The organism is Brevibacterium senegalense, from assembly GCF_000285835.1.
Classification (GTDB): Bacteria; Actinomycetota; Actinomycetes; order Actinomycetales; family Brevibacteriaceae; genus Brevibacterium; species Brevibacterium senegalense.
The window spans coordinates 45,188-71,426 of record NZ_HE978606.1 but is presented as its reverse complement, the minus strand read 5'-3'; the positions used below and the strand labels follow the sequence as shown (position 1 = coordinate 71,426).

Sequence of the window (26,239 nt, the reverse complement as noted above, 5' to 3'; positions counted from 1 at the left end):
AGCACGTGACACAGACCCCCGAAGCAGCATTCCTCACGGCATTCCACGAGGTCGCGACGATCGGCGCCACGGACGCGGGCGGGGTCGAGCGGCAGGCGGCGACCCCCGAGGACCGGCAGACCCGCGACTGGTTCGTCCGGTTCGCGCACGACCGGGGGTGGACCACCGGGGTGGACGGGATCGGGAACCTGTTCGCCCGGGTGCCCCTGGCCTCGGCGGAGGGGGGCGAGCAGGCGCGCGTCATCATGGCCGGCTCGCACCTGGACTCGCAGCCCAAGGGCGGCCGCTTCGACGGCGCCTACGGCGTCCTCGCTGCCCTCCACGCGGCGGAGCAGGTCGAGCGGAAGGTGCGCGACGGCGAGCTGACCGCCGCCCACGATCTGGTCGTCGTCAACTGGTTCAACGAGGAGGGCGGCCGCTTCGCGCCGTCCATCATGGGCAGCTCCGTCTACGCGGGGCTCATGGACCGCGAGGCGATGCTGGAGGTCACGGACCTGCAGGGGGTCAGCGTCCGCGAGGCGCTCACCTCGATCGAGTACCTGGGCTCCGACGACGACCCGGGCGTGCCGCCCGTCGACTCCGTGGCCGGGTACGCGGAGATCCACATCGAGCAGGGTCGGATCCTCGAGCGCGAGGGCCTGCCGCTGGGTGCGGTCGACTCGTCCTGGTACACGCAGAAGCTCGACATCGAGGTCCTGGGCGAGCAGTCGCACACGGGTGCGACCGCGATGGGCGACCGGCACGACGCGCTCGTGGGCGCCGCGCACGTCATCCTGCTCTTCCAGGAGGTCTGCGAGCGGTTCCCGGCGGAGGCCCTCGTGTCCTCCGTGGGTCAGGTGACGGTCGAGCCCAACTCGCCCATCGTCGTGAACTCCCGCGTGCACCTCGTGGGCGATCTGCGGGCCAACGACCCGCAGATCGTCAAGGACGCCCGGGACTGGATGATCGAGCAGTTCGCGGCGGTCGAGGAGAAGACGGCCCTGCGCGTCGTCGCGAAGGACTTCGACATCCGCCCCAACCGCTACTACCCGATCGAGGGCGTCGAGCTGCAGGAGAAGGTCGCCGCGGATCAGGGGAAGGGCATCCGGCGCATGCAGACGATGGCCGGCCACGACTCCGTCGCGATGAACACCGTGACCCCGTCGGTCATGATGTTCATCCCGTCCCAGGACGGGGTGTCCCACTGCGAGCGGGAGTTCACGTCCGACGAGGACATGGTGACGGGCCTCGACGCGCTTGTGGGCGTCCTCGAACGGATGGTCGAGGGTGCGCTGGACGGCGTCAGCTACCCGGGGAGCCCACCTGCGGAGATATCCTGATCCTCATGTCACAGACTCCTGATCGCACCGGCGGGCCGCAGCAGCCCGCACCGCCCGCCGCTCCCGTCGACCAGGACTTCTCGTTCGAAGCCGTGCCGCTGAACCAGCGGCGCGGCTTCTGGCGGGTGGGCTTCGTCATGCTGGGGTTCACCTTCTTCTCCGCCTCTATGAGCGTGGGCGCCAACCTGGGCAACGGGGTGGACCTCACCGGCTTCATCTGGGCGGCGACGATCGGCGGGATCATCCTGGGCGCCTACACCGGCGCCCTGGGCTACATCGGCGCGAAGACCGGCGAGGGGCTGGACCTCCTGGCGCAGCGCGCGTTCGGCACCCGCGGCTCCTACCTGCCGTCGGCCCTCATCGCCTTCACCCAGATGGGCTGGTTCGGCGTGGGCGTCGCGATGTTCGCCCGGCCCACGGGCGATCTGCTGGGGGTGGGTCCATGGCCCATCGTCCTCGTCGCCGGCGGTCTCATGACGGCCTCGGCGTACTACGGAATCCAGGCGATCGAGATCGTGAGCTTCATGTCCGTCCCGCTCATCGCGGTCCTGGGCACGTACTCGATGGTGACGGCGACCCGCGACGGCGGCGGCCTCGAGGCGATCTTCAGCCAGTCGACCGGGATGACGCTCACCGTCGCGATCGGCCTGGTCGTCGGCTCGTTCGTGTCCGGCGGCACTGCGACCCCCAACTTCACGCGCTTCGCGAAGACACCCGTCGTCGCCGTCATCACGACGGTCGTCGCCTTCTTCCTGGGCAACACGCTCATGTTCAGCTTCGGCGCCGTGGGCGGGGCCTTCAGCGGTCAGGACGACATCTTCTACGTCATGATCGCCCAGGGGCTCATGATCCCCGCGCTCATCGTCCTGGGTGCCAACATCTGGACGACGAACAACAATGCGCTCTACACGACCGGGCTGGGCCTGGCGAACATCACGAAGATCCGCAAGCGGCCCCTCGTGCTGGCCTCCGGCGTCCTGGGGACGCTCACGGCGCTGTGGCTCTACGACAACTTCATCGGCTGGCTCAGCTTCCTCAACGTCGCGCTGCCGCCCATCGGCGCGATCCTCGTCATCGACTACGTGTGGCGCCGCGCGGCCTACCGGCGGCCCACGGATCCGCACCGCACCGTCGTGTGGGGCTCGGTCGTGGGCGTCGTCGCAGGCGGCCTGTCCGGCGCGCTCGTCGACTGGGGGATCGCCTCGATCAATGCGATGGTGGTGGCCGTGGTCTGCTACACGGTCGGCGCGCTGATCAGGCGCGGTCGCGAGCGCACCCGCGCCTGATCCGCCGGTCGCCCGCCCGCGCCCGACCCCCCGCCCATGAGTGCCTGAAGGAGGCCAGAGGTGCTGTTCACCAACCTGCGCATCGAGGATGCGGAGACCCCCTGCGACATCCGCGTCGAGGACGGGGTGTTCACCGCGATCGAGGAGACCCTCACGCCCCGGGAGGGTGAGGAGGTCGTCGACTGGGAGGGCCGGCTGGCGCTGCCGCCCATCATCGAGTCGCACGTCCACCTGGACTCCGCGCTCACCGCGGGCGATCCCCGCTGGAACGAGTCCGGCACCCTCTTCGAAGGCATCGAGGTGTGGAGCGAGCGCAAGCGCACCCTCACCGTCGAGGACGTGAAGGAGCGGGTCCACCGGGCGGTGCGCCAGCAGGCGCGCTTCGGCATCCAGTACGTCCGCACCCACGTCGACGTGACCGACCCGGATCTCACCGCGCTCACCGCGATGCTGGAGTTGCGCGAGGAGCTGAAGGACGCCATCACCCTGCAGATCGTCGCGTTCCCCCAGGAGGGCATCCAGTCGTTCCCGGACGGCGAGGCGCTCATGCGACGGGCTGCGGGGATGGGCGTCGACGTCATCGGCGCGATCCCCCACTTCGAGTTCACGCGCGAGTACTCCGTCGACTCGCTCAACTTCGCGTGCGCGCTGGCCCAGGAGTTCGACCTGCTGGTCGACGTCCACTGCGACGAGATCGACGACGAGGCCTCCCGCGGGCTGGAGACCCTCGCGACCCGCGCCCTGGAGATGGGGCTGCGCGACCGCGTCACCGCCAGCCACACGACGGCCACCCACTCGTACAACAACGCCTACTTCACGAAGCTCCTGCGACTGCTCACGATGAGCGGGATCAACTTCGTGTCCAACCCGCTCGTCAACACGCACCTGCAGGGCAGGGCTGACACGTTCCCCAAGCGGCGCGGCGTCACGCGGGTCGAGGAGCTGACCGCAGCCGGCATCAATGTGAGCTTCGGGCAGGACGACATCGTCGACCCGTGGAACCCGCTGGGCACCGGCAACCTGCGCGACGTCGTCTTCAACGGCCTGCACGTCACGCAGATGATGGGCAAGGAGCAGATCGACCGCAGCTACCGGTTCATCACCCACAACGCGGCCCGCACCCTGCACCTGGACCCGGAGTCCTACGGGTTCGGGGTGGGCAGGCCCGCCCGCTTCATCGTGCTCGATGCGCCCACGTGGTACGAGGCGCTCAGCTTCAACGCGCCGGTGCTGGCCTCCTATCGCGACGGTCGGCAGCTGGTGCGCACGCAGCCCTCGACCCCGGAGATCCTCTTCTGAGGGGTGGTCCTGTCTGCGAAGACGCGAAAGACCGAGGCCCTGGGAACCGTGCGGTTCCCAGGGCCTCGGTCTACTGCGGGGTGCGCACCCCGGCAGGGCCTGCGATCAGGCCTTGCCGACGACCTCGAACTTGGCGTTCGCGGTGATCTCGTCGTGCACGCGCACGGTCGCGGTGTGGAGACCAGCGGTCTTCACGTGACCGGGCAGTGCGACCTGACGGCGGTCGAACTCGCCGCCCACGGCCGTGGCCAGCGCCTCGGCGACGAGCGCCGGGGTGACGGCGCCGAAGAGGCGTCCGCCCTTGCCGGCCTTCATCTCGATGCGCGCGGTCGTCGACTCGAGCTTGCCCTTGAGGGCGAGGGCCTCGTCGCGGTCCGCGATCTGGCGGCTCTGGCGAGCCTTGCGCAGCGCGTCGATCTGCTTCTGCGCGCCCGGGGTCCACGGGGTGGCCCAGCCGCGGGGGATGAGCAGGTTGCGAGCGTAGCCCGCCTTCACCTCGACGACGTCACCGGCTGCGCCCAGACGGTCGACTTCCTGATTGAGGATGAGCTTCCTGGTTGCCATTCTTCTCTCCTCCTATCAGCGAGTGGTGGCGGTGTACGGGAGGAGCGCCATCTCACGGGCGTTCTTAACGGCCTTCGCGATGATGCGCTGCTCCTGCACGGAGACACCGGTGACGCGACGGGCGCGGATCTTGCCGCGGTCCGAGATGAACTTGCGCAGCGTCGCGGTGTCCTTGTAGGTGATGGTGGCGGCTTCGCCGCGCTTGAGCGGGTTCGCCTTCTTCTTGATGGGCTTCCGGGGATCCGGCTTCGCCATGATGTGCTCCTTGGTGAGTGTGAGAGGTGTCGATCAGAACGGCGGCTCGTCGTTGGCCGGGCTGCCCCAGCCGCCACCGCCCTGCGGGTTCGACGACGCCCACGGGTCCTCCTGCGCAGGACGTCCGCCCTGCTGCGGGTTGGCCCCCCACTGACCGCCCTGCTGGCCGCCGCCCTGCTGGGGTGCCCGGCCTCCGCCGTAGCCTCCCTGCTGGCCGCCGCCCTGGGCGCCTCCACCGAATCCCCCGCCGGACTGCTGGCCGCCGAAGTTTCCTCCGCCGCCGTAGCCTCCGCCGCTGCGCTCGTTCTTCGTGACGGACGCGGACGCGTAGCGCAGGCTGGGGCCGACCTCGTCGACGTCCAGCTCGAACACGGTCCGACGCTCGCCCTCCTTCGTGTCGAAGGTGCGGGAGCGCAGACGGCCCTGCGCGATGACGCGGGTGCCGCGGGACAGGGTCTCCGCGACGTTCTCCGCCATCTCGCGCCAGGCGCTGCACCGCAGGAAGAGGGTCTCCTGGTCCTTCCAATCGTTGGTCTGACGATCGAAGGTCCGCGGCGTCGAGGCCACGGTGAAGTTCGCGACGGCGGCGCCGTTCGCGGTGAACCTCAGCTCCGGGTCGGCAGTGATGTTGCCGACGACGGTGATGACTGTCTCGCCTGCCATGGTGACTCCTCTGCTGCGCAGTGCGTGGGTGCGACTCGAGTGGATGGGGGCGCTGGATCCGGTCGGATCAGCGCCGTGGGGTCAGATCGCGGGTGCGATCACGCGGCGTCGGGACGGAGGATCTTCGTACGCAGGACGGACTCGTTGAGTCCCAGCTGGCGGTCGAGTTCCTTGACGGTCGCCGGGGCTGCGCTCAGGTCGATGACCACGTAGAAGCCTTCAGACTTCTTGTTGATCTCGTAGGCGAACCGACGACGGCCCCACACATCCACGTTGTCGATGGTTCCGCCGTCTGCCGGCACAACCTTGAGAAGCTTCTCGACAGTGGTGCTCACGGAGCGCTCGTCCATCTCTGGATCGAGGATGAGCATGAGCTCGTACTTACGCATGTGTCACCCACCTCCTCTGGTCTTCGCGGCCACGGTCCATCCGTGGCAGGAGGGTACTTGCGTTGTGCTGTCCGTTGGTTCTGCGCACAGGGGCGCACCGGACAGCCTTGCAAGTGTAGCGCATCGACTCCACACCCGTCGCCCGCACGGGCGACCCGGACCGCTGCCGCTGGCCCGTGGCAGACTGGGCGCATGGACGCCGCCGACGCACACCCGCAGCCGCAGCGCACGGAGTTCGATCCCGCACAGCTGGGTGACCGCGAGACGACCCTGCTCGTGAAGTCGATCCTCATCCCGCGTCCCATCGCGTGGGTGGGCACGGTCGACGGGGCGGGTGTCACGAACCTCGCGCCGCACTCCTTCTTCACCATGGCCTCGGAGGACCCGCCGATCGTCCTGTTCTCCTCCACGACGCGGAAGGACACCGTCGCGAACGTCGAGGAGACCGGCGAGTTCACGATCTCGCTCGTCTCGCGCCCCCTCTTCGAGGCCGCGAACCAGACGTCCGCGCCCTATCCGCGCGAGGTCAGCGAGTTCGAACGGGCCGGTCTGGCGGAGGAGGACTCCGCACTCGTGACCGCACCGCGGGCCGCCGCCTCACCCGCCGTCCTCGAGTGCACGCTCGAGAACGTCATCCCGGTGGGGACCAGCTACCTGGTCCTGGGACGGGTCGTGCGGGTCGCGGTCGACACGGACACGCTGTCGACGGAGCGGGGCCGCACCCTGCCGCTGGCGGACCGGCTGGATCCACTGGCGCGCCTGGGGAGGAACGAATGGTCCGCTCTGGGCGAGATCCTCACGATCACGCGCCCAGGGACCGCCTGATCCTCTCCGCCCGCGTCCGGCCGGACCGCAGCAGGTCGTCGACCGCGAACGCGATGATGAGGGCCACGGCGAGGAAGCGCAGCAGGACGATGAGGCCCATCCACAGGTCGGAGAGGCCGATCGAGGAGTCGAGCGCCGCCACGTCCGACAGCGGCACAGCGATCGCGAAGGCGAGCTCCGCGACGAACCAGAATCCCAGGACGGGAAGGCGGCGGACCGCCAGCGCGGCGAAGGGGAGCAGCCACAGCGACATCGTCGTCGACGAGCCCGGTGCCAGGAGGACGGAGGCGCCCAGCATCGCGGTGAGCGCCAGCACCATCTGACGCAGGTGGGCGATCCGGTCGCCGCGCTCCAGGCCGCGCAGGTGCTCCAGACGATCCCGCGCCGGCTGGGAGGTGTCTGTGTCCGCGGGGGTCACCGCGGCCTCGGCGGCGGCCGGGGCGGAGATCATCGTCGAGGCGGCGAGTGCCGCCAGCGCGACGACGGCCATCGTCCACACGACCAGCAGGCCGGTGGCGAGTGTGCTCTCCTGTGCCCAGTTCTGCGCCAGCAGGACGGAGGCGATCGAGCCGCGGTCCACCGCGCCGCCCATCCACACGGTCAGGCGGGAGGTGAGGCGGCCGTCCGCCAGGACCAGCAGGCCGACGGTGATCGCCGTGCCCGCGACGACGAGGATGAGGTGGCCGCGATCGCGGGCGGCCGTCACGAGCACGCCCACGAGGACGACGGCGCCCAGCGGGGAGGCGAAGACGGAGGCGGCCAGGAGCGCACCCACCGCCAGCAGGGATCCGGTGGACCGGCCGCCGGCCAGCAGCACGCACGCCCACACAGCCAGCGCGACGCCCACGGCGTCCAGCGACTGGCCCATGCTGAAGACGATGACGGGCGAGACGAACGCGGCGGCAGTCCACGAGAAGCTCACGGTGCGGGAGGTGGAGCTGCCGCCGAAGTCCAGGGCGCGGGCCAGAGCGATGACGCCCGCGCCCAGAGCCGCGAGTGCGAGGGTGTTGACGACGAGGAGGAGGCCCATGGCCTCGGCGGTCGAGGCGCCCACCATCGTCATGACGACGACGAACCAGTACGTGAGCGGGGCGAAGCCGGACAGGCCGGTCGTGATGCGGCCGGCGGAGTCGGGCAGGTACTCGCCCGTCATCGCGAGCGCGACCGGCGACTGGCACATGCGGAAGCCCGCGCGCGGCAGCTCGTAGCCGCCGCTCAGGCACGGCGCCTGGACCAGCAGACCGATGAGGACGGAGACCCCCAGCAGACCCATGAGCACCCAGCCGGTCGTGAACGCAGCACGGCGATCGGGGCGGGCGAACCGCTCGCCGGTCCCGCCCAGCAGGGGCGCGGCCAGCTGCGCGGGAGTCACGCGTGAGGGGCCCGAGGAGCCCTGACCCGTGCTGGTGTGTCCCGTGCTCGTCTCCATGGGGACCAGCCTAAGCGACGGGCGGACTCAGTTCGTCCGACCGGGATCCGGCTCCCGCGGCTGCTCGGGCTGTTCCGGCTGTTCCGGCTGCTCGGGCTGCTCCGGCTCCTCGGGATTCGGCGGATCCGCCTCCGGCAACTCGTCAGGATTGATTCCGCCGTCGCCGGAATCCTCGTCGTCGCCCTCGTCCTCCTCGGGCGGTGCCTCTTCCTCAGGCTCCTCTTCCTCGCGGGGCTCCTCCTCGTCGCTGCCGGAATCATCTCCGCCACCGCCGCCGTCGTCCGGAGCCGGCGGCGCGGGAGCCTGGGGCGGTGCCGGGGCGGGTGCCTGGTTGGGCACGCCGGAGTCATTGTCCGGCTTCTCCACCTGTGGCAGCTCGCCGCGCTCGGGGAACTCCTCGACGGGCAGGTCCATCGCCTCGAGGGCCCCGCTCATGTAGTCGGTCCACACCATGGTGGGGTACGAACCGCCGGTGATCTCGGCTCGACCGCCGTACGGGCCGATCTCGATCGGGTTGCCCGCCTCGTCCTCGCGGAAGATCGACACCGCGGTCGACAGGTTGGGGGTGTAGCCAGCGAACCATGCGGAGTACGCGTTCTGCGACGTACCCGTCTTGCCGGCCGCCGGGCGGCCCAGGTTCATCGCGTACGAGCCGGAGCCGCCGGTCACGACGTTGCTGAGCGCATACGACGTCTCCGCCGCGACCGCCTGGTCGAACGCCTCGTTACCCTCCTCGTCCTCCTCGTGGAGGACCTTGTCGTCCGGGTCCGTGACGGATTTCACGAAGTGCGTGTCGTGGTGCTGACCCTCCGCCGCGAACGTGGAGAACGCTCCGGCCATCTGCGTGACCGTGGGGCTCGCGGTGCCCAGCACGTTCGCCGCGTTCTCCTCGAGTCCCACGGTGTCGTCCGGCAGGCCGGCGCGACGCGCGACGTCCGCCGTCTTGTCCGGGCCCACCTCGATGTTCAGCTGCGCATAGGCCGTGTTGATCGAGGACTGGGTGGCCCGCAGCAGGCTCACAGAGCCGTACGTCGATCCGCCGTAGTTGCGGACGGTCCACGGGGTGCCGTCGTAGTTGAAGGTCGTTCCGCTGGTGCCGGAGAAGTAATCAGTGAGCCGGTAGCCGTTCTCCAGGCCCGCCACGAGCGTGAAGACCTTGAACGTCGAACCGGCCTGCGCGGTGTCCTGGGTCGCCGTGTTCTGCGCGCGCTCCAGGTAGTCCTCACCGCCGTAGATCGCGACGACACCGCCCGTGGCCGGATCCACGGACGACAGGCCCACGTGCATGCCGTCCGACAGCTCGGGCAGCGCCTCGACCGTCTCGACCGCGGACTCCATCGCGCCCTCGTCGAACGTCGACACGATGTCGTAGCCGCCGCGATTGATCTGATCCTCCGTGAAGCCCACGGACTTGAGCTCCTGCAGGACGGTGGACAGCAGGTAGCCGTTCTGACCCGCGTACTGGTTGTCCTCCGGCTTCTTGTGCACCTCCGGCATCTCCGTCGAGGCGACCTCGTCCTCCGTGATGTAGCCCAGCTTCTCCATGCTCCTGAGCACGTAGCGGAAGCGGTCCTCGTACTCCTCCGGGTCCTCCGCCGGATCCGCCGCGCCGGGCCGCTGGATCATCGCGGCCAGGAGGGCGCTCTCCGCCACGTCCAGCTCACTGGCCGGCTTGTCGAAGTAGTTGTTCGCCGCGACCTCGATGCCGTAGCTCTGGCGCCCCAGGAAGATCGTGTTGAGATAGTTCGCCAGGATCTCGTCCTTCGACAGCTCCTGGTCGATCTTGAGCGCGATGAACATCTCCCTGACCTTGCGGTCCAGGGAGCGCTCGTTCGTGAGGTAGAAGTTCTTCACGTACTGCTGCGTGATCGTCGATCCGCCGCCGGCGTAGTCGTCCGTGACGACACCCCACACGGCGCGGCTGATCCCCTTGAAGGAGATGCCGCGGTTCTCGTAGAAGGACTGGTCCTCCGCGGCGATGGCGGCCTGCTGCATCGGCTCCGAGATCTCGTCGATCGCCACGTTCGTGCGGTCCTCCGCGGAGAACGACCCGATCTCCGTCTCACCATCGCGGTAGTAGACGGTGGAGGTCTGCCCGGACGCCTCGACGTTGGGCTCGGGGATGTCCGTGACCGCGTATCCGATGCCGAACGCACCCAGGCCCAGCGCGACGAACAGCAGCACCGCGACCGCCCAGTGGCGGAACGCGGGGACGAACCGACGCCAACCGGTCCTGCCGGGACGCGGGTAGCCGATCCAGCGCGACAGTCGCGCGCCCGCACCGGCGGCGGCGCCCTTCGCGGCAGCGCCCTTCCCGGCAGCGGACTTCGCGCCCGCGCCGCGGTGGCGGCTCGCCGCACCGGCATGCCTGGGTGAGTTGGATGGGGTCACGGAGTCCTCCGCAGTCGGTGGATGGAACCATCCGCTGCGCGCACAGCGGCGCACACCTGAGGGACTCCCAGGCAACTGCACGCATGCTCAGTCAGCGGACAACCCGTCGATTCAAGCATGCATTCATGGTAAGCACCTGAGCGTCCGCCGCGCCGGAACCGTCAACCCTTGAGCGACGGGAAGTCCGTGTCCGCCCACTCCAGGACCGTCGCGCCACCTGCGGTGTCGCCGTCATCCGACTCCGAGGTCGCAGTCCCGGTCCCGCCCGAGCCCACCACGGACTCGGTCGAGGGGATGCCCCCGGCCTCGCCGTGCAGGTCCCGCTCGCGGGCCCGCAGTTCGACGCGGCGGATCTTGCCGGAGATCGTCTTGGGCAGCTCCGCGAACTCGATGCGGCGGATCCGCTTGTAAGGCGCCAGATTCTCACGGCAGAACCGCAGGATGTCCTCCGCCGTCGCCGCGTCCGGCGCGAAGCCGGTGCGCAGCACGACGTACGCCTTCGGCACGGCCAGTCGGACGGGGTCCGGCGAGGGGACGACCGCGGCCTCGGCCACGGCCTCGTGCTCGATGAGGACACTCTCCAATTCGAACGGGGAGAGCCGGTAGTCGCTGGCCTTGAAGACGTCGTCCGCGCGTCCCACGTAGGTGAAGACGCCGTCCGCGTCGCGGGTCGCGACGTCACCCGTGTGGTAGACGCCGTCGCGGAACGCCTCCGCCGTCCGCTCCTCGTCGCCCCAGTACCCCTGCATGAGGGCGAGGGGGCGCGGGTCCAGGCGCAGGCAGATCTCGCCCTCCTGCGTCTCCTCGCCCGTCGCGGGGTCGATGAGCACCGGGTCGAAGCCGGGCATCGCGATGCCCATCGAGCCGGGCTTCATCGCGTGCCCGGGCGGGTTGCCGATCTGCAGGGTGGTCTCCGTCTGACCGAAGCCGTCGCGGATGGAGACGCCCCACTCGCGCTCGACGATCGCGATGACCTCCGGGTTGAGCGGCTCGCCGGCGCCCAGCGCCTTGGCCGGCGGCACGGCGAGCGTTTTCAGGTCCGCCTGGATGAGCATGCGCCACACGGTGGGCGGAGCGCAGAAGCTGGTGACGCCCACACGGTCCATGACGCCCATGAGGGAGGCCGCATCGAAGCGGGTGTAGTTGACGATCACGACGCAGGCGCCCGCGATCCACGGGGTGAAGAGGTTCGACCACGCGTGCTTCGCCCAGCCGGGCGAGGCGATGTTGAGGTGACGGTCGCCGGGCTCCAGGCCCATCCAGTACATGGTCGACAGGTGACCCACCGGGTACGAGGCGTGGGTGTGCGCGACCATCTTCGCCTTCGACGTGGTCCCGGAGGTGAAGTACAGGAGCAGGAGGTCGTCGCCGCGGGTCTCGCCGTCGACGGCGAAGTCCTGGGATTCGGAGGCGGACTCCGAGTACAGCAGGTCGCCCTCGCGCGCCCCGGAGACCGCGCCCTCGCCCGCGGGATCGTCGACGACGATCCGCACGACGGGGTGGTCGACGTCGTCGAACTTGGCCGCATCCGCCTGACCGGCGACGACGAAGCCCGCCTTTCCGCGCTCGGCCCGGTCCTGCAGGTCGGCCGGGCCCAGCTGCACCGTCGTGGGCAGGAGCACCGCGCCCAGGCGGATGCCCGCGAGCATCGTCTCCCACAGCTCGACCTGGTTGTTGAGCATGACCATGACGTGGCTGCCGCGCGTCACGCCCGCCCTCCGCAGCAGATTCGCGACCTGGTGGGAGCGGCGGCGCAGCTGATCGTAGGAGTAGACCTTCTCGCTGCCGTCCTCCTCGATGATCCACAGTGCCGGATCGTCGTTGCCGCGTGCCAGCGGATCGAACCAGTCGACGGCGAAGTTGAAGTGCTCGAACCGCGGCCAGGAGAACGCGGCGCGGGCGGATTCGATGTCCAGGCGGTGCTCGAGGAGCAGGTCGCGCGCCTGGCGGAACTGCTCCGTCACCGACTGCGAGGGTGCCGGAACCTGGGATGCACTTCCTTCGGGCTGGTCAGGGGCCATGAGTTCTCCTTCGAATCCTGGAACCGTCGGGACTGCGGGCTCGACGTCGTCGTCAATGTATCAGCCGCAGATGGAGCGTCAGCTGGAAGCCCCGCCGCCCTCCGTATGCCACGCGCGCAGGCGGCGCGCGGCCTCGTCCTCGCCCACGACGCCCTCCTCCAGGCGCAACTCCAGCAGAAAGCGGTAGGCCTGCCCCACGAGGGGGCCGGGCGGGATGTCGAGGATCTCCATGATCCGGGTGCCGTCCAGCTCCGGCCGGATCGCGTCGAGCGCCTCCTTCTCCGCCAACGCGGCGATGCGCTGCTCCAGCTCGTCGTAGTTGCGTGCCAGGCGGTTCGCCTTCCGGCGGTTGCGCGTCGTCACGTCCGATCGGGTGAGGATGTGCAGGCGCGTGAGCAGATCGCCGGAGTCCGTGACGTAGCGGCGGACGGCGGAGTCCGTCCAGCCCGCGTCGCCGTAGCCGTAGAACCGCAGGTGCAGCTCGACCAGGCGCGCGACCTTCGTGAGCGTGTCCTTGTCGAACGCGAGCGCGCGCATGCGCTTCGCCGTCATCTTCGCGCCCACGACGTCGTGGTGGTGGAAGGTCACGCCGCCGGAGGAGTCGAAGCGACGGGTCCGGGGCTTGCCCACGTCGTGCATGAGCGCGGCGAACCGGACGATGAAGTCCGGGGAGGTGAAGGGCGGCGTGCTGGGGCCGGCTTCGTCAGCGGACCCGTCCCCGGCCCCGGCGGCGGCCTCGGCATCCCTCCGTGCGTACTCCTTCTCCAGCTCGACCGCCTGGTCGAGGACGGTGAGGGAGTGCTCGTAGACGTCCTTGTGGCGGTTGTGCTCGTCCTGCTGGTCGCGCAGGGCGGCGAACTCCGGCAGGATGCGCTCGCAGATACCGGTCTCGACCAGCAGTTCGATACCGGCACGCGGGCGCAGGCCGGTGATGAGCTTCACGAGCTCGTCGCGGACCCTCTCCGCGGAGATGATGTCGATGCGGTCGCTCATGCGGGTCATCGCATCGCGGACCTCGTCGGCGACGCGGAAGTCCAGCTGGGAGGTGAAGCGGGCGCCGCGCATCATGCGCAGCGGGTCGTCGGAGAAGGAGTCCTCCGGCGTGCCCGGCGTGCGGATGAGTCCCGCGGCCAGGTCGGACAGTCCGCCGTGCGGATCGACGAACACGCGGCCGGGCAGGCGCACGGCCATCGCCCCGATCGTGAAGTCGCGGCGGACCAGGTCCGCGTCCAGCGTGTCGCCGAACGCGACGACCGGCTTCCGGGAGTCCGGGTCGTACTGCTCCGCCCGATACGTCGTGATCTCGATGAGGCGATCGCCCTTGCGCAGCCCGATCGTGCCGAACTGCTTCCCGATGTCCCAGTGCGCGTCCGCCCAGCCGCGGATCGCTGCGAGGATGTCGTCCGGCCGCGCATCCGTCGTGAAGTCGAGGTCCGGCATGTCACGACCCAGCAGGGCGTCGCGGACGGATCCGCCCACCAGCGCCAGCTCGAATCCGCGCTGGGCGAACCGCTCCGCCAACGGGTCGAGGATGGGGCTCAGCTGGTCGAGGGCGTCGAACATCCTCGCGTGCGCTGCTGCTGCGTCCACGCGGTCTCCTCCTGGCCGGGTCCGGGTGCGATCGCTCCGCTGGTGCCGCCCTGGACTGCGCGGGCGCGGAGCGCGCACAAGCCTACCGTCCCGGGTCGTGCGGTCGGGGCGGTCGCGGGAGTGGGGGCGAATGCGAGGACACACCTGATGTGGAGGTCGGGGCCGGCTGCAGGGACCAGGTGTGATGCGGCGGTCGGGAGTGCTGCGGGAGTCAGGCCTGCGTCGCGCCGTCGAGGCGATGGGCCGGATAGGTGAGGACGCGCGCTGTGTCCGGGTCGGCTGGGGAGGTGCGTTCCACTTCCGCTGCAGTCAGCAGGCCCAGTCCTTCGGCCGCGTCGACGTCGTTGTGGCAGTCGACGATGAGGTCGAGCAGAGTGTGCGTGAGTGTCTCCCGCAGCCGCTGTGACGGATCCGTCGCCGCGAGCGCCTCCCGCAGCCGGTCGTCCTGCGTCCCCATCCTGTTCTCCTCCTTCCACCGCGACCGCGTCACCTCAGCGGATCTCCAGAGCACCCCGTTAGAGTTGAGGGCATGTCACGACCCACGCCCACGCCGAGGATGCCGAAGCCGGGGCCCTTCCCGGTGCGCACCTCCACGACGGAGGAGACCTCCGCCGGCGGCGTCGTCGTCGACTTCGACACCTCCACCCTCGACGTCGCGATCATCGCCCGCATCAACCGGGCCGGCCGCCTCGAGTGGTGCCTGCCCAAGGGCCACCTGGAGGGCCACGAGACCGCCGCCGAGGCCGCCCGCCGCGAGATCGCGGAGGAGACAGGCATCATCGGCAGCGTCCTCGCCCCGCTGGGCAGCGTCGACTACTGGTTCTCCGTCTCCGGCAACCGCATCCACAAGGTCGTGCACCACTTCCTGCTGCGCGCGACCGGCGGGTCGATCACCGTCGAGAACGACCCCGACTGCGAGGCGATCGACGCCGCCTGGGTCCCGCTGGACCAGCTGCCGTCGACCCTGTCCTTCGCGAATGAGCGTCGCATCGTCGCCGCCGCCCGCTCGCACATCGCCTCGCTGCAGTCGGACCCCCGCTGAGTCCGCTCGTGCCGCCCGCACCCCGCGCCTCCCGCTCGCTCGTCGCCCGCTGGGCCGCGGGCCTGGCCGCGTGCGCGCTGGCCCTGGCCGCGCCGCTCACCGGCTCAGTCCCACCGGTCGCCGCGACCGTTCCCGAGGCCGCCGCACCCGTCGCTGACAGCGGCACCGATGCGGGGGGAGACACCCAGGCAGCACCGGACGAAGCCCTCGCCGACTCCCCGCACGTGGTCCTCGACGAGGTCACTCCATGGGTGGACCGCGATGGCGCGGTCACGGTGACCGGCCGCATCGTCAACCCCACGGCGTCGGACTTCGCACCCACCCGCCTGTCCGTCGTCCGATCCGCCTCCCGCATGTCGATGCGCGACGACGTGAGCCAATGGGTCGACCAGCAGACGTCCGCCCACCTCCTCGTCAGCTCCGACCGGTCCACGCAGCAGCCCACCCCGGAACCCGACGACACGACGGACGAGGCGGACGGCGACGAGGACGAGGGTCCCCAGCTCGAACTTCCGCAGCTGCCGGGCACCGTGGCGCCGGGGCAGCAGACGAAGTTCTCCTTCACGATCCCCGCGGACCAGGCGCTGCCCGGAGGATCCGCGGACAGCACGTGGGGCGCCTACGGCCTGGGCGTCACCCTGGCCGGGACCGCCCAGCAGGAGTCCGTCCTCCACACCGCCCCCGGCTTCACCGTCTGGTACCCGGATCCCGGCATCGACGCGACACGGCTGACGACAGTCCTGCCCGTCACGCTCGACGCGGTCCCCGAGGACGGCGGCCCGCTCATCCCGGCGGACGTCCTCGAACGGGCGGCGGACCCGGAGGCGACCGGTGACCACGCCGGATCCCTCGACCGCCTCCTCGCGAGCGCCCGCAGCCTGCCCGACTCCGTCCTGGCCGTCGATCCGCGACTGCTGGTCTCCGTCGCCGCCGCCCTCGACGTCGCGCCGGACTCGCAGGCGCCCACGGACGACCCCGAGGCCGTCGACCCGGAGGACGCGGACGACGCAGCCGACGAGGACCCGGGTGACGGGGACGGGGCGAACGCGGGATCGGACACCGGACCGCAGGACTCCGCCGCGGACGACGGCGCGGGCGCCGGAGGCGACGCGGACGGCGAAGGAGAGGAGCCCTCGGCGGAGCCCGATGCCACCCTCGAACCCACCGCGCCCGGCGAGGACGCCCGCGAAGCGCACCCGCAGCTGGCCGCGTGGTACGACGAGCTGCTCGACCTGGCCCAGTCCCACGACACGATCGCGCTGCCGTGGGCGGACGCCCACCTCACCGCCCTGTGGCACGCGGGCATGGACGACCTGGCGCAGAGCTCGCTGGACGAGCGCGATCTCATCACCACACTGCTGGGCGCCCGCAGCGACATCGTGTGGCCGGCGGCGGGCACGGTCCGCACGGAGGACCTGAGCCGGATCGCGGACGCGGACGCCGGGGCCGTCATCCTGTCCGACTCACAGCAGCCGAGCCTCACCGCGTACACGTCCTCGGCCAACTCCGCGGTCGACGTCGACGCCCCCGGTCCGAAGGCGGTGCCGTGGGCACCTCCCGCTCCCCGGACCTGCCGGATCAGTCCCAGCAGCGCGTCCTGCAGTCGCTCGTCGCGGACTCCGGGCTCGCCGAGGCCGCGGCCGGCCACACGTCCGCGTCCGGTTCCACCGCCCCCGGGCAGTTCCTCGCCCTGTCCGCGGCCGTCACCGCGGAGCGCCCCTACGACTCGCGCGCACTGCTCCTCACGCTGCCGCGCACCTCGACCGGCAGCGGGCACGCGGCCTTCGCCCGGAGTGTGGCGGGCGCCCCGTGGATCGAGGACACCTCGCTCGACACGCTCATGAGCACGGAACCCGTGGCGCGCGGTCAGCTGGTCGACCCGGAGACGCTCGTCGACGACGCGTCCGCGCAGGCCGGGACGCAGCAGGATGCCTCACTGCAGGACCGGACCCGAGTGCAGCAGCCGGATGAGGAGGGCGCCCGCGCGGATGCGGAGTCCGACCAGCAGGCCCGCAGCGCGGAGTCCATCCTGAGCGGACTCCAGCAGCGGTACACGACCGGGGAGGCGGCCTCGCACGCATTCGTCGACGCGGACGGGGTCGAGCGGGACATGGCGCGGTCGCTGCTGGCGTGCACGGCCTCGGGCGTGGTCGACGGCGGACGGACCGGCGACTGCGCGGACACGGCCGGCGGGTGGGTCGACGGCCTCGTGGACGGCGTCAAGCCGGAGCCGGGATCGTCCGTCCTCCTCGTCACCGGTGAGCAGGCGATGATCCCCGTCCGCGTCGACAACGCGACGGATCGGACCGCGCGCGTGCGTCTGCGCGTCGAATCGCCCACGCCGCAGCTCAGCACGGAGCTCTCCGAGATCGTGACCCTGGGACCCGGTGACGCCCGCAGCGTCGACGTCCCCGTGCGGGGCCTCGCGAACGCGGACGTGCGTTCGACCGTGACCCTCCTGACCGTCGACGGCGATGCCCTGCCGCAGCGCACCGAGCTGCTGGTGCGCGTGCGCGCGGACTGGGAGAACACGGCGACGATCGCGATCGGATCCGTGCTGGTGGTCGTGCTGGTCGTGGGTCTCGTCGCGACGATCCGGCGCGGCAGGCGTAAGATCCCGGAGAATCAGCTGGCCGCGGCGATGGCCCGCGCGCAGGACGGCTGACCGCCGCCCACCCGCCCTCGCCCCTCACCGACCACCAGCAGCCCCCGACACTGCGGAAGGACCTCCGTGGCCTCCAGGCTCTCCTCGCTCGCCCGTTCCTCCGCGGTCATGACCGCGGGCACCCTCACCTCCCGCATCCTGGGCTTCGTCAAGGCGACGCTGCTGGCGACCGCGATCGGTGTGACGGTGGGCGGTGCGGCGGATGCGTTCGACGTGGCGAACAAGGTCCCCAACAACCTCTACATGCTGCTGGCCGGCGGCGTCCTCAACGCGGTGCTGGTCCCACAGATCATCCGCGCGGCCAAGCGACCGGACGGCGGACAGGACTTCGTCAACCGCCTCCTCACGCTGGCCGTCATGGTGCTGGGGGCCGTGACCGTTCTGGCCACCCTGGCCGCACCATTACTGGTCCAGCTGTACTCGTCGCCGGCCTGGGACGAAGACAAGAGGGCACTGGCCATCGCGTTCGCCTACTGGTGCCTGCCGCAGATCTTCTTCTACGGGCTCTACACGATGCTGGGCCAGGTGCTCAACGCGCACTCGAGCTTCGGCCCCTACATGTGGGCGCCGGTCGTCAACAACATCGTCGCGATCGCGGGCCTGGGCGTCTTCATCGCACTCTTCGGCGCCGGCGGCGTGCAGAACGCGGTGGGCACGTGGGACACCACGAAGATCACGGTGCTGGCCGGCTCCGCGACCCTGGGCGTCGTCTCCCAGGCCCTCATCCTGCTGTGGCCGCTGCGCCGGATCGGGTTCCGGTTCCGCCCCACGTTCGGGTTCCGCGGCGTGGGCCTGGGCACCGCAGGAGGCATAGCGAGTTGGACGTTCGGCGCCGTCCTCGTCGGCCAGCTGGGTTTCATCGTCACATCCCGCGTCGCGGCGTCAGCGTCGTCGGGATCAGGCGAGCCACAAGCTTCGCTTGCCGCATATTCCTTGGCCTACCTCATCTTCATGTTGCCGCACTCACTCATCGCGGTCTCGCTGGCGACGGCCCTCTTCACCTCGCTCAGCACATTCGCCGCGAACGATGACACGGACTCCGTCCGCTCCTCCTTGGGGCTGGGCCTTCGACTCGTGGGGCTGGTCAACGTCTTCGCGACAGCCGTGCTCATCACCTTGTCGACTCCGGCGGCGATGCTCATCGGCGGAGCGTTGAATCCCGAGAGCGGGCGCGACCCCCTCGACCAGGCGCGCGCGATCGGTCCCGTCATCGCGACGATGGTCGCGGGCCTCGTGCCCTTCAGCGCGAACTACCTGCTGCAGCGCGTCTACTACGCGTACGAGGATGCCCGCACCCCGTTCTGGGTGCAGGTCCCGCAGGTGATCCTGACGGCGGCGGGAGTCATCGCGTCCGGCCTGCTGCTGCCGGGGGCCTGGATCGTCGCGGGCATCGGCGCGTCGATGAGCGTGGGCTATCTCTTCGCCGCGATCGTCTCCGCGATCCTGCTGCGCGGCAAGCTCCAGCGGCTGGGGACGAAGGACCTCATCGTCTCCCACCTCAAGTTCGTCGTCGCAGCACTCGTGGCCGCGGCAGTGGGCGCGACCGGCATGCACTACCTGGACGACGCGTTCTACTCGTCCCGCGCGGGCGCGTTCGTCGTGTGCGCCGTGGGCGGCTGCCTCATGCTGGCCGTCTACCTGGGCGTCTGCTACCTGCTGCGCGTGCGGGAGCTGCACCAGACCGTCGCGACCGTGCGGACGAAGCTGGGCCGCTGACGGCGCCCAGCCGTCATGATCGGCGCGTCGTCGTTACCTGACAGTCGGCTCAGTGTGCCGGTTTCGTGACATGTTCTGCGGGGTCCGGACCGGGACGGGGCGATAAGCTGAGTCGACGCCCGCGATGAAGGCACATCGCGGTGGCAGAAGTGCTTTCGGGAGGACATCAGGTGCGGATCGAGCGCGGTACCGTCATCGCAGACCGGTACGTCGTCTCCGCGATCGAGAAGCAGTGGCTGGCGGATGCCCCCGACGCGGGTGTCGTCTGCCTGGCGCTCGACGCGATCCTCGATGACCCCGTCATCCTCTATGTCGCGGACCAGGAGCTGGCCGGGGACCTGCTGGACGCCGGCCGCCGGCTGTCGCTCGTCAACGATCCGCGCATCCCCACCGTCCAGGACGTGGGGACCTCCGTCATCGACGAGGACCTCACGACCGTCTACATCGCGTGCGAGCGCACCGCGGCGACCTCGCTGGCGGAGATCCTCGCCTCGGGTCCCGTGCGTCCGACGGCGGCCCGGGCGATCGCCGGCGAGGTCGCGGAGGTGCTCGTCCACGCCGGCCGCCGCGGCCTCCACCACCGGTGCCTGGGTCCGGAGTCCATCGGCATCATGACGAACGGCGACGTCGTCGTCCACGGCATCGCGATCGACGCCTCCGTGTCCGAGGTGGCGCTGGGCCTCGAGGTCCAGACGGACCAGACGGCGCTGCGCGAGGACGCGCTGGCGATCGTCGACGTCCTCTACGCGTGCCTGTCCGCGCAGTGGCCCAAGCCGGAGTCTCGCGCCGGCCTGCCCGCCGCGCCGCGCAAGAACCAGCGCGTCGTCGACATCGAGCTGCTGCGCCGCGACATCCCGGAGGACCTCACCGCCTTCATCACGGGCATCACCTCCCACAGCGATCCGGGCCCCCGTTCGCCCGGCGAGATCATCCGCTACCTGCGGGAATGGGACCGCGACACACTCGCGGACCTCGAGGGCTCGCCGCTGCCGGACGAGGCGCTCTTCGCAGGTGATCCGGACGAGCCCACCCAGGCCCTGGAGGCCGGTGCCGCACCGTCCGACGACGCTCCCGAGGCCGCACCCGGTCCCGGCGGCGGAGCCGCCGCCGCTGGGGTCGGATCCGGCGCCGCAGCGGAATCCGCGAACGGCACCGGTTCGATCAGCACCTCGGCCGGCGCCGGCGCGGTCGGGTCGAAGCCCACTGTGAACACACAGGCGAACGCCGCGCGTCCGGCGGCGACCTCGACGGGCATGGGCGCCACCGGGGCACGGCCCACGACGGTCGCATCCACCCGTCCCTCGCCCGGCAGCTCACCCCTGCACACCCCCGTGCAGCGTCAGGCGACCCCGGACCAGATCCAGGCGGCGCTGTCCCGCATCGGCATGACGAGGCCCGGCACCTCCGGTTTCTCCGCGGGCCGCACCGACGGTGTGCAGACCAAGCTGGACGAGCGGATGCAGATGCGCGAGGCGTCCGTGTTCCCCCTCAGCGGCAGTGACCTCGAGTCGGTCGAGGCGGAGGAGTGGACGCCGGAGCAGACGTACTCGGACTACGAGAACCTCTCTGCAGCGGAGTACGACGCAGAGATGACGGCGCCCATCATGGACCGCGATGCCATGTGGGGCGAGACCGAGGACGTCTCGACCCAGCAGATGCCGATCATCCCCGACCTGTCCGCAGCTGAGTCCGAGGTCGCTGAGGACCCGGACGGAAACGCGGACCCGACTGCGGATGAGGCGGACCCGCGAGACTCAGGGAACGCGTCCGCGGCGAACGGCGTCGCACCGGGTGCCACCGGCACAGGGGCGGCGCGCACAGGTGCCGCGGGTGCGGACGAGACCGACGATGCGGGCGCAGAAGCGGCCGGCGCCGCGGACGACGCGGCACCGGCAGAGGCAGACGCGCCCGCCGATGACGAGTGGTTCCTGGGCGGTGTCTTCACGACCCGCGAGGAGCAGATCCGCCAGCAGCGGGAGGACTTCGAGCGGGAGCGCGCCCTCGAGCAGCGCCGAGCCGAGGCTGCCCGACGCGCTGTCGAGGAGTCGGAGGCACGGGCCGCGCGTCAGCGGGAGGCCTCGAAGAAGGAGGCCGCGCGCCGCGAGGACCGCGACTCCGCGGCAGCCGCCGGGACGGGCAGTGCGAAGGTGACCGCAGCGGCGGGTGCCGCGGCCACGGAGCAGTCGACGACCTCGGCGGCGGAGCCCGCAACCGCAGCAGCAGCCGCCGGCGGATCGGCGGGAACGGGTTCCGCGCAGACCGCGAGCGCGGGCGGACGCAGCCCGCGCGAGCGCAGACGGATCACCGTCCTCGTGGCCGCGGCCGTCCTCGTCATCGTCGTCGCCGTCATCGGCTTCTTCGCAATGGGCGGCTCCTCCGACGAGGAGCCGCAGGTGCAGCCCACGGAGCAGCCCACCGCCGCGCCGCCGGAGGACGAGGAGGCCCAGGAGCCGGAGGAGCCGGAGGGCCCGGCACCGGAGATCGCCGCAGTCGAGGCGATCGATCCGGAGGGCGACGACGAGGAGAACTCCGACCAGGCTGAACTGGTTCTGCCCGGCGAGGACGGCGGCTGGCAGAGCGAGCGCTACAACTCGCCGGAGTTCGGCGGACTCAAGAGCGGTCTGGGCCTCATGCTCGAGCTGGAGGAGGAGTCGCAGATCAGCGTCATCGATCTGCAGGCGCCGGACGGCGAAGTCCAGCTGGAGGTGCGTGTGGGCGCCTCCGATGACGTCGAGGACGCAGAGACGGTCGCGACGGAGGAGATCGACGGCGACGCGACGATCGAGCTGGATGAGGCGGCCACCGGCCAGTACGTCTTCCTCTGGTACACGCAGGCCGCTCCCGAGGGCGACGGGTACCGTGTCATGGTCGACGAGGTCGAGCTGAGCTGAGCCGATCCCTGTCGCGGAATATTGCTCACGGGCGACGCGTTCCCGTCGTGACAAGTGGAGGAGTGACATGACCGATCATCATCGTCTGATCATCGTGGGATCCGGACCCGCCGGATACACGGCCGCGATCTATGCGGCACGGGCCAACCTGGAGCCCCTCGTCATCGCCGGATCCGTGACCGCGGGCGGTGAGCTCATGAACACGACCGACGTCGAGAACTTCCCCGGGTTCCCCGACGGCGTCCAGGGTCCCGATCTCATGGAGAACATGCGGGCACAGGCAGAGAAATTCGGTGCGACCGTCGTCTACGACGATGTGACCGAGCTGGACCTCACCCCCGGCGCGCACTCGATCGTGACAGCACTGGGCAGCCGGTACACCGCGGAGGCGGTCATCCTGGCGACGGGTTCCGCCTACCGCGAGCTGGGGCTGCCCAACGAGAAGAACCTGTCCGGGCACGGCGTCAGCTGGTGCGCCACCTGCGACGGCTTCTTCTTCCGCGACCACCACATCGCGGTGATCGGCGGCGGCGACTCCGCGATGGAGGAGGCCACGTTCCTCAGCCGGTTCGCCTCGAAGGTGACCGTCGTGCACCGCCGGCAGGAGCTGCGCGCCTCCCAGGCGATGCAGGACCGTGCGATGGCGGACCCGAAGATCGAGTTCCTCTTCGACTCCGAGGTCGCCGAAGTGCACGGCGAGGAGTCCCTCACGGGCCTCACGATCCGCAGCACGGTGACCGGGGAGACGTCGGAGCTGCCGGTCACCGGCATGTTCGTCGCGATCGGCTCCGACCCGCGCACGGCGCTGTTCGACCAGCAGCTGCAGCTGCGTGAGGACGGCTACCTCCACGTCGACGGGCGCAGCTCCCGCACCAGCGTCGAGGGTGTCTTCGCCGCCGGCGACGTCATCGATCCCGTGTACCGCCAGGCGATCACCTCGGCGGGCTCCGGCTGCTCCGCGGCCCTCGACGCGGAGCACTACCTGGCCGATCGCGCCCAGGCGGCGCAGGAGGCCGGTCAGCAGGCTCAGCCGCAGACCGCGAACGCCTGACGCCACCCACACTCCGGACACCGTCACCGACACCCATCTGAAGCGGTCCCGCAGCGGGGCCGGAAGGAGGACACCATGTCCCTCGAAGTCACCGACGCCACCTTCGACGCAGAGGTCCTGCAGTCCGACAAGCCCGTGCTCGTCGACTTCTGGGCACCCTGGTGCGGCCCGTGCCGCATGGTCTCGCCCATCGTCGACGAGATCGGCGAGGAACTCTCCGATCAGTTGAAGGTCGTGAAGCTGAACACGGACGACAACATGCAGACGGCGGGGCAGTACGGGATCACCTCGATCCCCGCGCTCTACGTCTTCAAGAACGGCGAGGTCGTCAAGGAGATCATCGGGGCGCGGCCCAAGCCGGCGCTGCTGGACGAGATCCAGCCGGTGCTCGCCGCCCAGTGATCCCAGAGATCCATCAGGCGCCCGTAGTAGGATCAGCGGGCGCCTGATGTGTTCCCGGCCGGTGGTGCTTGCGCCAGACGCAGCCACCGCACGACCCCCAGAGACGAGTTCGATGACACCCGCCCAGACCACCTTCCAGCTCGGATCCGCTGATGCGGTCCTGCTGACCGTGAAGGCTCAACTCGCCCGCCTGGGTTACCCCGTCGGAGACCCCTCCAGCCCGGAATTCGACGACCAGATGCACGAAGCCGTCAGGCACTTCCAGCAACGACGCGGCCTGTTCTCCGACGGCGTCCTGGGACCGCAGACCTTCGAGCAGATCGAGCTGGCTCGACATCAGCTGGGCGATCGCGTGCTGCGCTTCGATCCCGTCCGCCCGTTCCGCGGCGATGACGTCGCCGCACTCCAGGAGCGTCTGTCGCGCCTCGGGCTCTACACCACACGCATCGACTTCGAGTTCGCAGAGGTCACGGACGCCGCCGTCCGCGACCTCCAGAAGAACCTGGGCCTGCCCGTCGACGGTGTGGCCGGTCCGCGCACCCTGCGCGGACTGGACGCGGTCACCCGTGGCAAGGCGTCGGGGGATCTGTTCGCACTGCAGGAGAAGGTGCGTCTCCAGTCCACGGGCCACTCCCTGGCGGGCCGGACCTTCGTCATCGACGCCGCACCGCAGCTGCCCATGACCGACGACCCCCAGCTCCTGGAGTCGCATCAGCAGGCATCCCTCGAGTACTCGCAGGACATCGCACATCGGATCGCCGGACGCCTTTCTGCTGTGGGTGCCTCACCCTTCGTCGTCGCAGGGACGCAGGACAGCACCAAGGACCTGCTGGACGCCCGCGCCTCGACGCTCATCTCCATCTCACAGGACATGCACCCCAACGCTTCTGCGAACGGGGTCGCGACGTTCTACTACGGCCCCGCACAGGGGCAGGCGTCCCCCATCGGCCGACGCCTCGCTCAGTTGGTGCAGCGCGAGATCCTGTCCCGCACCGACTTCCAGGACTGCGGCACACACGCACGGTCATGGCGGTCCCTGGCCGAGCACACGACTCCCACGATCCACATCGTCGTCGGATACATGACCAATGACAACGATCGTGCACGATTGCACGCCGCCAGCACACGGGATTCGATTGCAGAATCGGTCGCAGTGTCGTTGCAGCGGCTGTACCTCAAGGAAGCGGTGGACCCAGACACCGGCACCGTCGACCTCGCGTCGTTGCGTCGCATGCTCGAGGAGCGCGGCAAGCTCCCGGGCGGTCGGTGACGCTGCTGCACTCGGGCGATCAGCGCGCCTGACACACGCGCACTGTCAGCCATCCCGATCGGAGAAGGCACCTGGGAGCGACGCACCCCACTGGTCCTGACACGCAGAGTCCCGGCCCTCTCCTCAGGCGATGTTCCACGTGGAACAGGCAGCATCGTACGTCCCGGTCGACGGTGACACGCCTACGAGCTCGCAACCAGCAACGGTCCTCTGCACGCGCTACCGGTTGCCTCCTACAAGCAGGCAATCGCGGATCGTCGGCGATCGAACACGCACCGTTGCCGGCCGAGCAAAGGCCCGACTGGGCGAAGCACGGGACGTGCAGGCCCCCTCCCGCGGGCTCTCGCACGACCCATCTGCGGGCGGACCGTATGCGGGTGCGAATACTGCGCATCGGGGTCCTATGAATGGTGTTGTTTCACGTGGAACCGTCCGCAAGCCCCGCGCCACATGTGCCCGCGACATGCTGACACCTCAGCTGAGCGAGAACCTCCAAGCAGCGCTCCGTATCCGAAGGGCACGTACCCCTCTGCCGTGGAGCAGGATGGTCGCCGAGCCGAAGCAGTAGGTGGTGCACCATGCGCTCAGTGCAGCCGGCACGCAGTTCGGCAGATCGAGAGGCGCACGCCAGATGCTGTCCGTGTTGTCCGACCGCGAGGACTGTACGCAGAAAGGTCACTCGCCGCGCAGCGTCGTCCAGCCGTTCACATACGTTGGGACGCATCAACCCGTGTGGACCGGCGCCACAGGGGAGAAGGAGAGCCGCCATGGTCGATCGCGCCCGTTTGAAGGCATTCGAGCACTCTCACAACCACGACGCGCTTGCTGCCCACCGCTAGAAGCGGAGTTCCACGTGAAGCGATGACATGCACGTCTCCGTGTCATGTCGACCCCCGGCGAAATGGGAGTCGATGCGAATCCCACGACCATGCCACAGTGCACTCACGTGCGCTGATCGACACAACCCTGTGGTTTCGGCGTTCAACCTGTGGTCACCGACTTTGCCCGACATGTGTCGAAACGCAGGTTCGATCGTGAAGCAATCAATCCAACCGACCACAGTGTTTCACGTGAAACCCGACCTCGAGTGATCAGCAGTGAACGCTAGATCTTCCACACTGCAGCACCAAAACCACACGCGCGCCTTCCCGTAAATAGCTCGTTGCAGGTA

At 69.9% G+C, this 26,239-nt stretch carries 21 protein-coding genes; 11 read left to right on the top strand and 10 right to left on the bottom strand.

What is annotated here, in order from left to right:
- Window positions 1–5: 5 nt before the first annotated feature.
- The 3 genes from HGBR_RS12050 to codA are packed head-to-tail and all read left to right on the top strand — an operon-like array spanning window position 6 to window position 3,904.
- Window positions 6–1,319, top strand: coding sequence for a M20 family metallo-hydrolase (locus tag HGBR_RS12050; RefSeq protein WP_019159597.1), 1,314 nt, complete (start codon window positions 6–8; stop codon window positions 1,317–1,319).
- A 5-nt stretch (window positions 1,320–1,324) separates the two neighbouring features.
- Window positions 1,325–2,605: a cytosine permease gene (codB, locus tag HGBR_RS12045; protein ID WP_019159596.1), complete on the top strand. Its 1,281-nt coding sequence runs from the start codon at window positions 1,325–1,327 to the stop codon at window positions 2,603–2,605.
- A gap of 60 nt (window positions 2,606–2,665) precedes the next feature.
- Window positions 2,666–3,904, top strand: coding sequence for a cytosine deaminase (gene codA / locus HGBR_RS12040; RefSeq protein WP_019159595.1), 1,239 nt, complete (start codon window positions 2,666–2,668; stop codon window positions 3,902–3,904).
- A 105-nt stretch (window positions 3,905–4,009) separates the two neighbouring features.
- Here codA and rplI read toward each other — a convergent pair whose 3' ends face one another.
- From rplI to rpsF, 4 genes are all read right to left on the bottom strand, one after another.
- Window positions 4,010–4,468 carry a 50S ribosomal protein L9 gene (gene rplI / locus HGBR_RS12035; protein WP_019159594.1) on the bottom strand — a complete coding sequence of 153 codons (459 nt, stop codon included), beginning with the start codon at window positions 4,466–4,468 and terminating at the stop codon, window positions 4,010–4,012.
- Between the two features lie 15 nt (window positions 4,469–4,483).
- On the bottom strand, window positions 4,484–4,723 hold the full coding sequence (gene rpsR / locus HGBR_RS12030) for a 30S ribosomal protein S18 (protein WP_019159593.1): 240 nt from the start codon (window positions 4,721–4,723) through the stop codon (window positions 4,484–4,486).
- A gap of 33 nt (window positions 4,724–4,756) precedes the next feature.
- Window positions 4,757–5,386 carry a single-stranded DNA-binding protein gene (locus HGBR_RS12025; RefSeq protein WP_019159592.1) on the bottom strand — a complete coding sequence of 210 codons (630 nt, stop codon included), beginning with the start codon at window positions 5,384–5,386 and terminating at the stop codon, window positions 4,757–4,759.
- Window positions 5,387–5,484: 98 nt separating this feature from the next.
- Window positions 5,485–5,775 (bottom strand): 30S ribosomal protein S6, encoded by a 291-nt coding sequence (rpsF, locus tag HGBR_RS12020; protein WP_019159591.1) that lies wholly within the window; start codon window positions 5,773–5,775, stop codon window positions 5,485–5,487.
- Between the two features lie 192 nt (window positions 5,776–5,967).
- Between rpsF and HGBR_RS12015 the strand changes: the two genes are divergently transcribed.
- On the top strand, window positions 5,968–6,600 hold the full coding sequence (locus HGBR_RS12015; protein WP_019159590.1) for a flavin reductase family protein: 633 nt from the start codon (window positions 5,968–5,970) through the stop codon (window positions 6,598–6,600).
- Here the strand turns inward: HGBR_RS12015 and HGBR_RS12010 are convergent.
- From HGBR_RS12010 to HGBR_RS11990, 5 genes are all read right to left on the bottom strand, one after another.
- Window positions 6,578–8,029, bottom strand: a complete 1,452-nt coding sequence (locus HGBR_RS12010; protein WP_019159589.1) for a hypothetical protein — start codon at window positions 8,027–8,029, stop codon at window positions 6,578–6,580. The genes HGBR_RS12015 and HGBR_RS12010 overlap by 23 nt on opposite strands.
- Window positions 8,030–8,056: 27 nt before the next feature.
- Window positions 8,057–10,420: a transglycosylase domain-containing protein gene (locus tag HGBR_RS12005; RefSeq protein WP_019159588.1), complete on the bottom strand. Its 2,364-nt coding sequence runs from the start codon at window positions 10,418–10,420 to the stop codon at window positions 8,057–8,059.
- A gap of 161 nt (window positions 10,421–10,581) precedes the next feature.
- Complete coding sequence (locus HGBR_RS17775) at window positions 10,582–12,441, bottom strand: AMP-binding protein (RefSeq protein WP_083882872.1); 1,860 nt, start codon at window positions 12,439–12,441, stop codon at window positions 10,582–10,584.
- A 78-nt stretch (window positions 12,442–12,519) separates the two neighbouring features.
- Window positions 12,520–14,031 (bottom strand): CCA tRNA nucleotidyltransferase, encoded by a 1,512-nt coding sequence (locus HGBR_RS11995; RefSeq protein ID WP_019159586.1) that lies wholly within the window; start codon window positions 14,029–14,031, stop codon window positions 12,520–12,522.
- Window positions 14,032–14,242: 211 nt separating this feature from the next.
- Window positions 14,243–14,488, bottom strand: coding sequence for a hypothetical protein (locus HGBR_RS11990; RefSeq protein WP_019159585.1), 246 nt, complete (start codon window positions 14,486–14,488; stop codon window positions 14,243–14,245).
- Window positions 14,489–14,560: 72 nt separating this feature from the next.
- On the opposite strand from HGBR_RS11990, the gene HGBR_RS17770 reads away from it, so the two are divergent.
- Window positions 14,561–15,073 (top strand): NUDIX hydrolase, encoded by a 513-nt coding sequence (locus HGBR_RS17770; RefSeq protein ID WP_083882871.1) that lies wholly within the window; start codon window positions 14,561–14,563, stop codon window positions 15,071–15,073.
- A gap of 104 nt (window positions 15,074–15,177) precedes the next feature.
- On the opposite strand, the gene HGBR_RS21095 is transcribed toward HGBR_RS17770, so the two are convergent.
- On the bottom strand, window positions 15,178–16,320 hold the full coding sequence (locus tag HGBR_RS21095) for a hypothetical protein (protein WP_315968874.1): 1,143 nt from the start codon (window positions 16,318–16,320) through the stop codon (window positions 15,178–15,180).
- On the opposite strand from HGBR_RS21095, the gene HGBR_RS20235 reads away from it, so the two are divergent.
- The 6 genes from HGBR_RS20235 (at window position 16,284) to HGBR_RS17760 (ending at window position 25,068) form a co-directional block, all read left to right on the top strand.
- The gene (locus HGBR_RS20235; RefSeq protein WP_315968873.1) at window positions 16,284–17,738 is read left to right on the top strand and encodes a DUF6049 family protein; all 1,455 of its coding nucleotides are present in this window, start codon (window positions 16,284–16,286) and stop codon (window positions 17,736–17,738) included. The two genes, HGBR_RS21095 and HGBR_RS20235, sit on opposite strands and share 37 nt — an antisense overlap.
- A 66-nt stretch (window positions 17,739–17,804) precedes the next feature.
- On the top strand, window positions 17,805–19,454 hold the full coding sequence (gene murJ, locus HGBR_RS11970; RefSeq protein WP_019159581.1) for a murein biosynthesis integral membrane protein MurJ: 1,650 nt from the start codon (window positions 17,805–17,807) through the stop codon (window positions 19,452–19,454).
- A gap of 170 nt (window positions 19,455–19,624) precedes the next feature.
- On the top strand, window positions 19,625–22,345 hold the full coding sequence (locus HGBR_RS19000) for a hypothetical protein (protein WP_019159580.1): 2,721 nt from the start codon (window positions 19,625–19,627) through the stop codon (window positions 22,343–22,345).
- A 67-nt stretch (window positions 22,346–22,412) separates the two neighbouring features.
- The gene (trxB, locus tag HGBR_RS11960) at window positions 22,413–23,396 is read left to right on the top strand and encodes a thioredoxin-disulfide reductase (protein WP_019159579.1); all 984 of its coding nucleotides are present in this window, start codon (window positions 22,413–22,415) and stop codon (window positions 23,394–23,396) included.
- Between the two features lie 75 nt (window positions 23,397–23,471).
- Entirely contained in the window at window positions 23,472–23,798 is a 327-nt protein-coding gene (gene trxA, locus HGBR_RS11955; protein ID WP_019159578.1) for a thioredoxin, read from the top strand.
- Between the two features lie 112 nt (window positions 23,799–23,910).
- Window positions 23,911–25,068, top strand: coding sequence for an N-acetylmuramoyl-L-alanine amidase (locus tag HGBR_RS17760; RefSeq protein ID WP_019159577.1), 1,158 nt, complete (start codon window positions 23,911–23,913; stop codon window positions 25,066–25,068).
- Window positions 25,069–26,239: the final 1,171 nt, after the last annotated feature.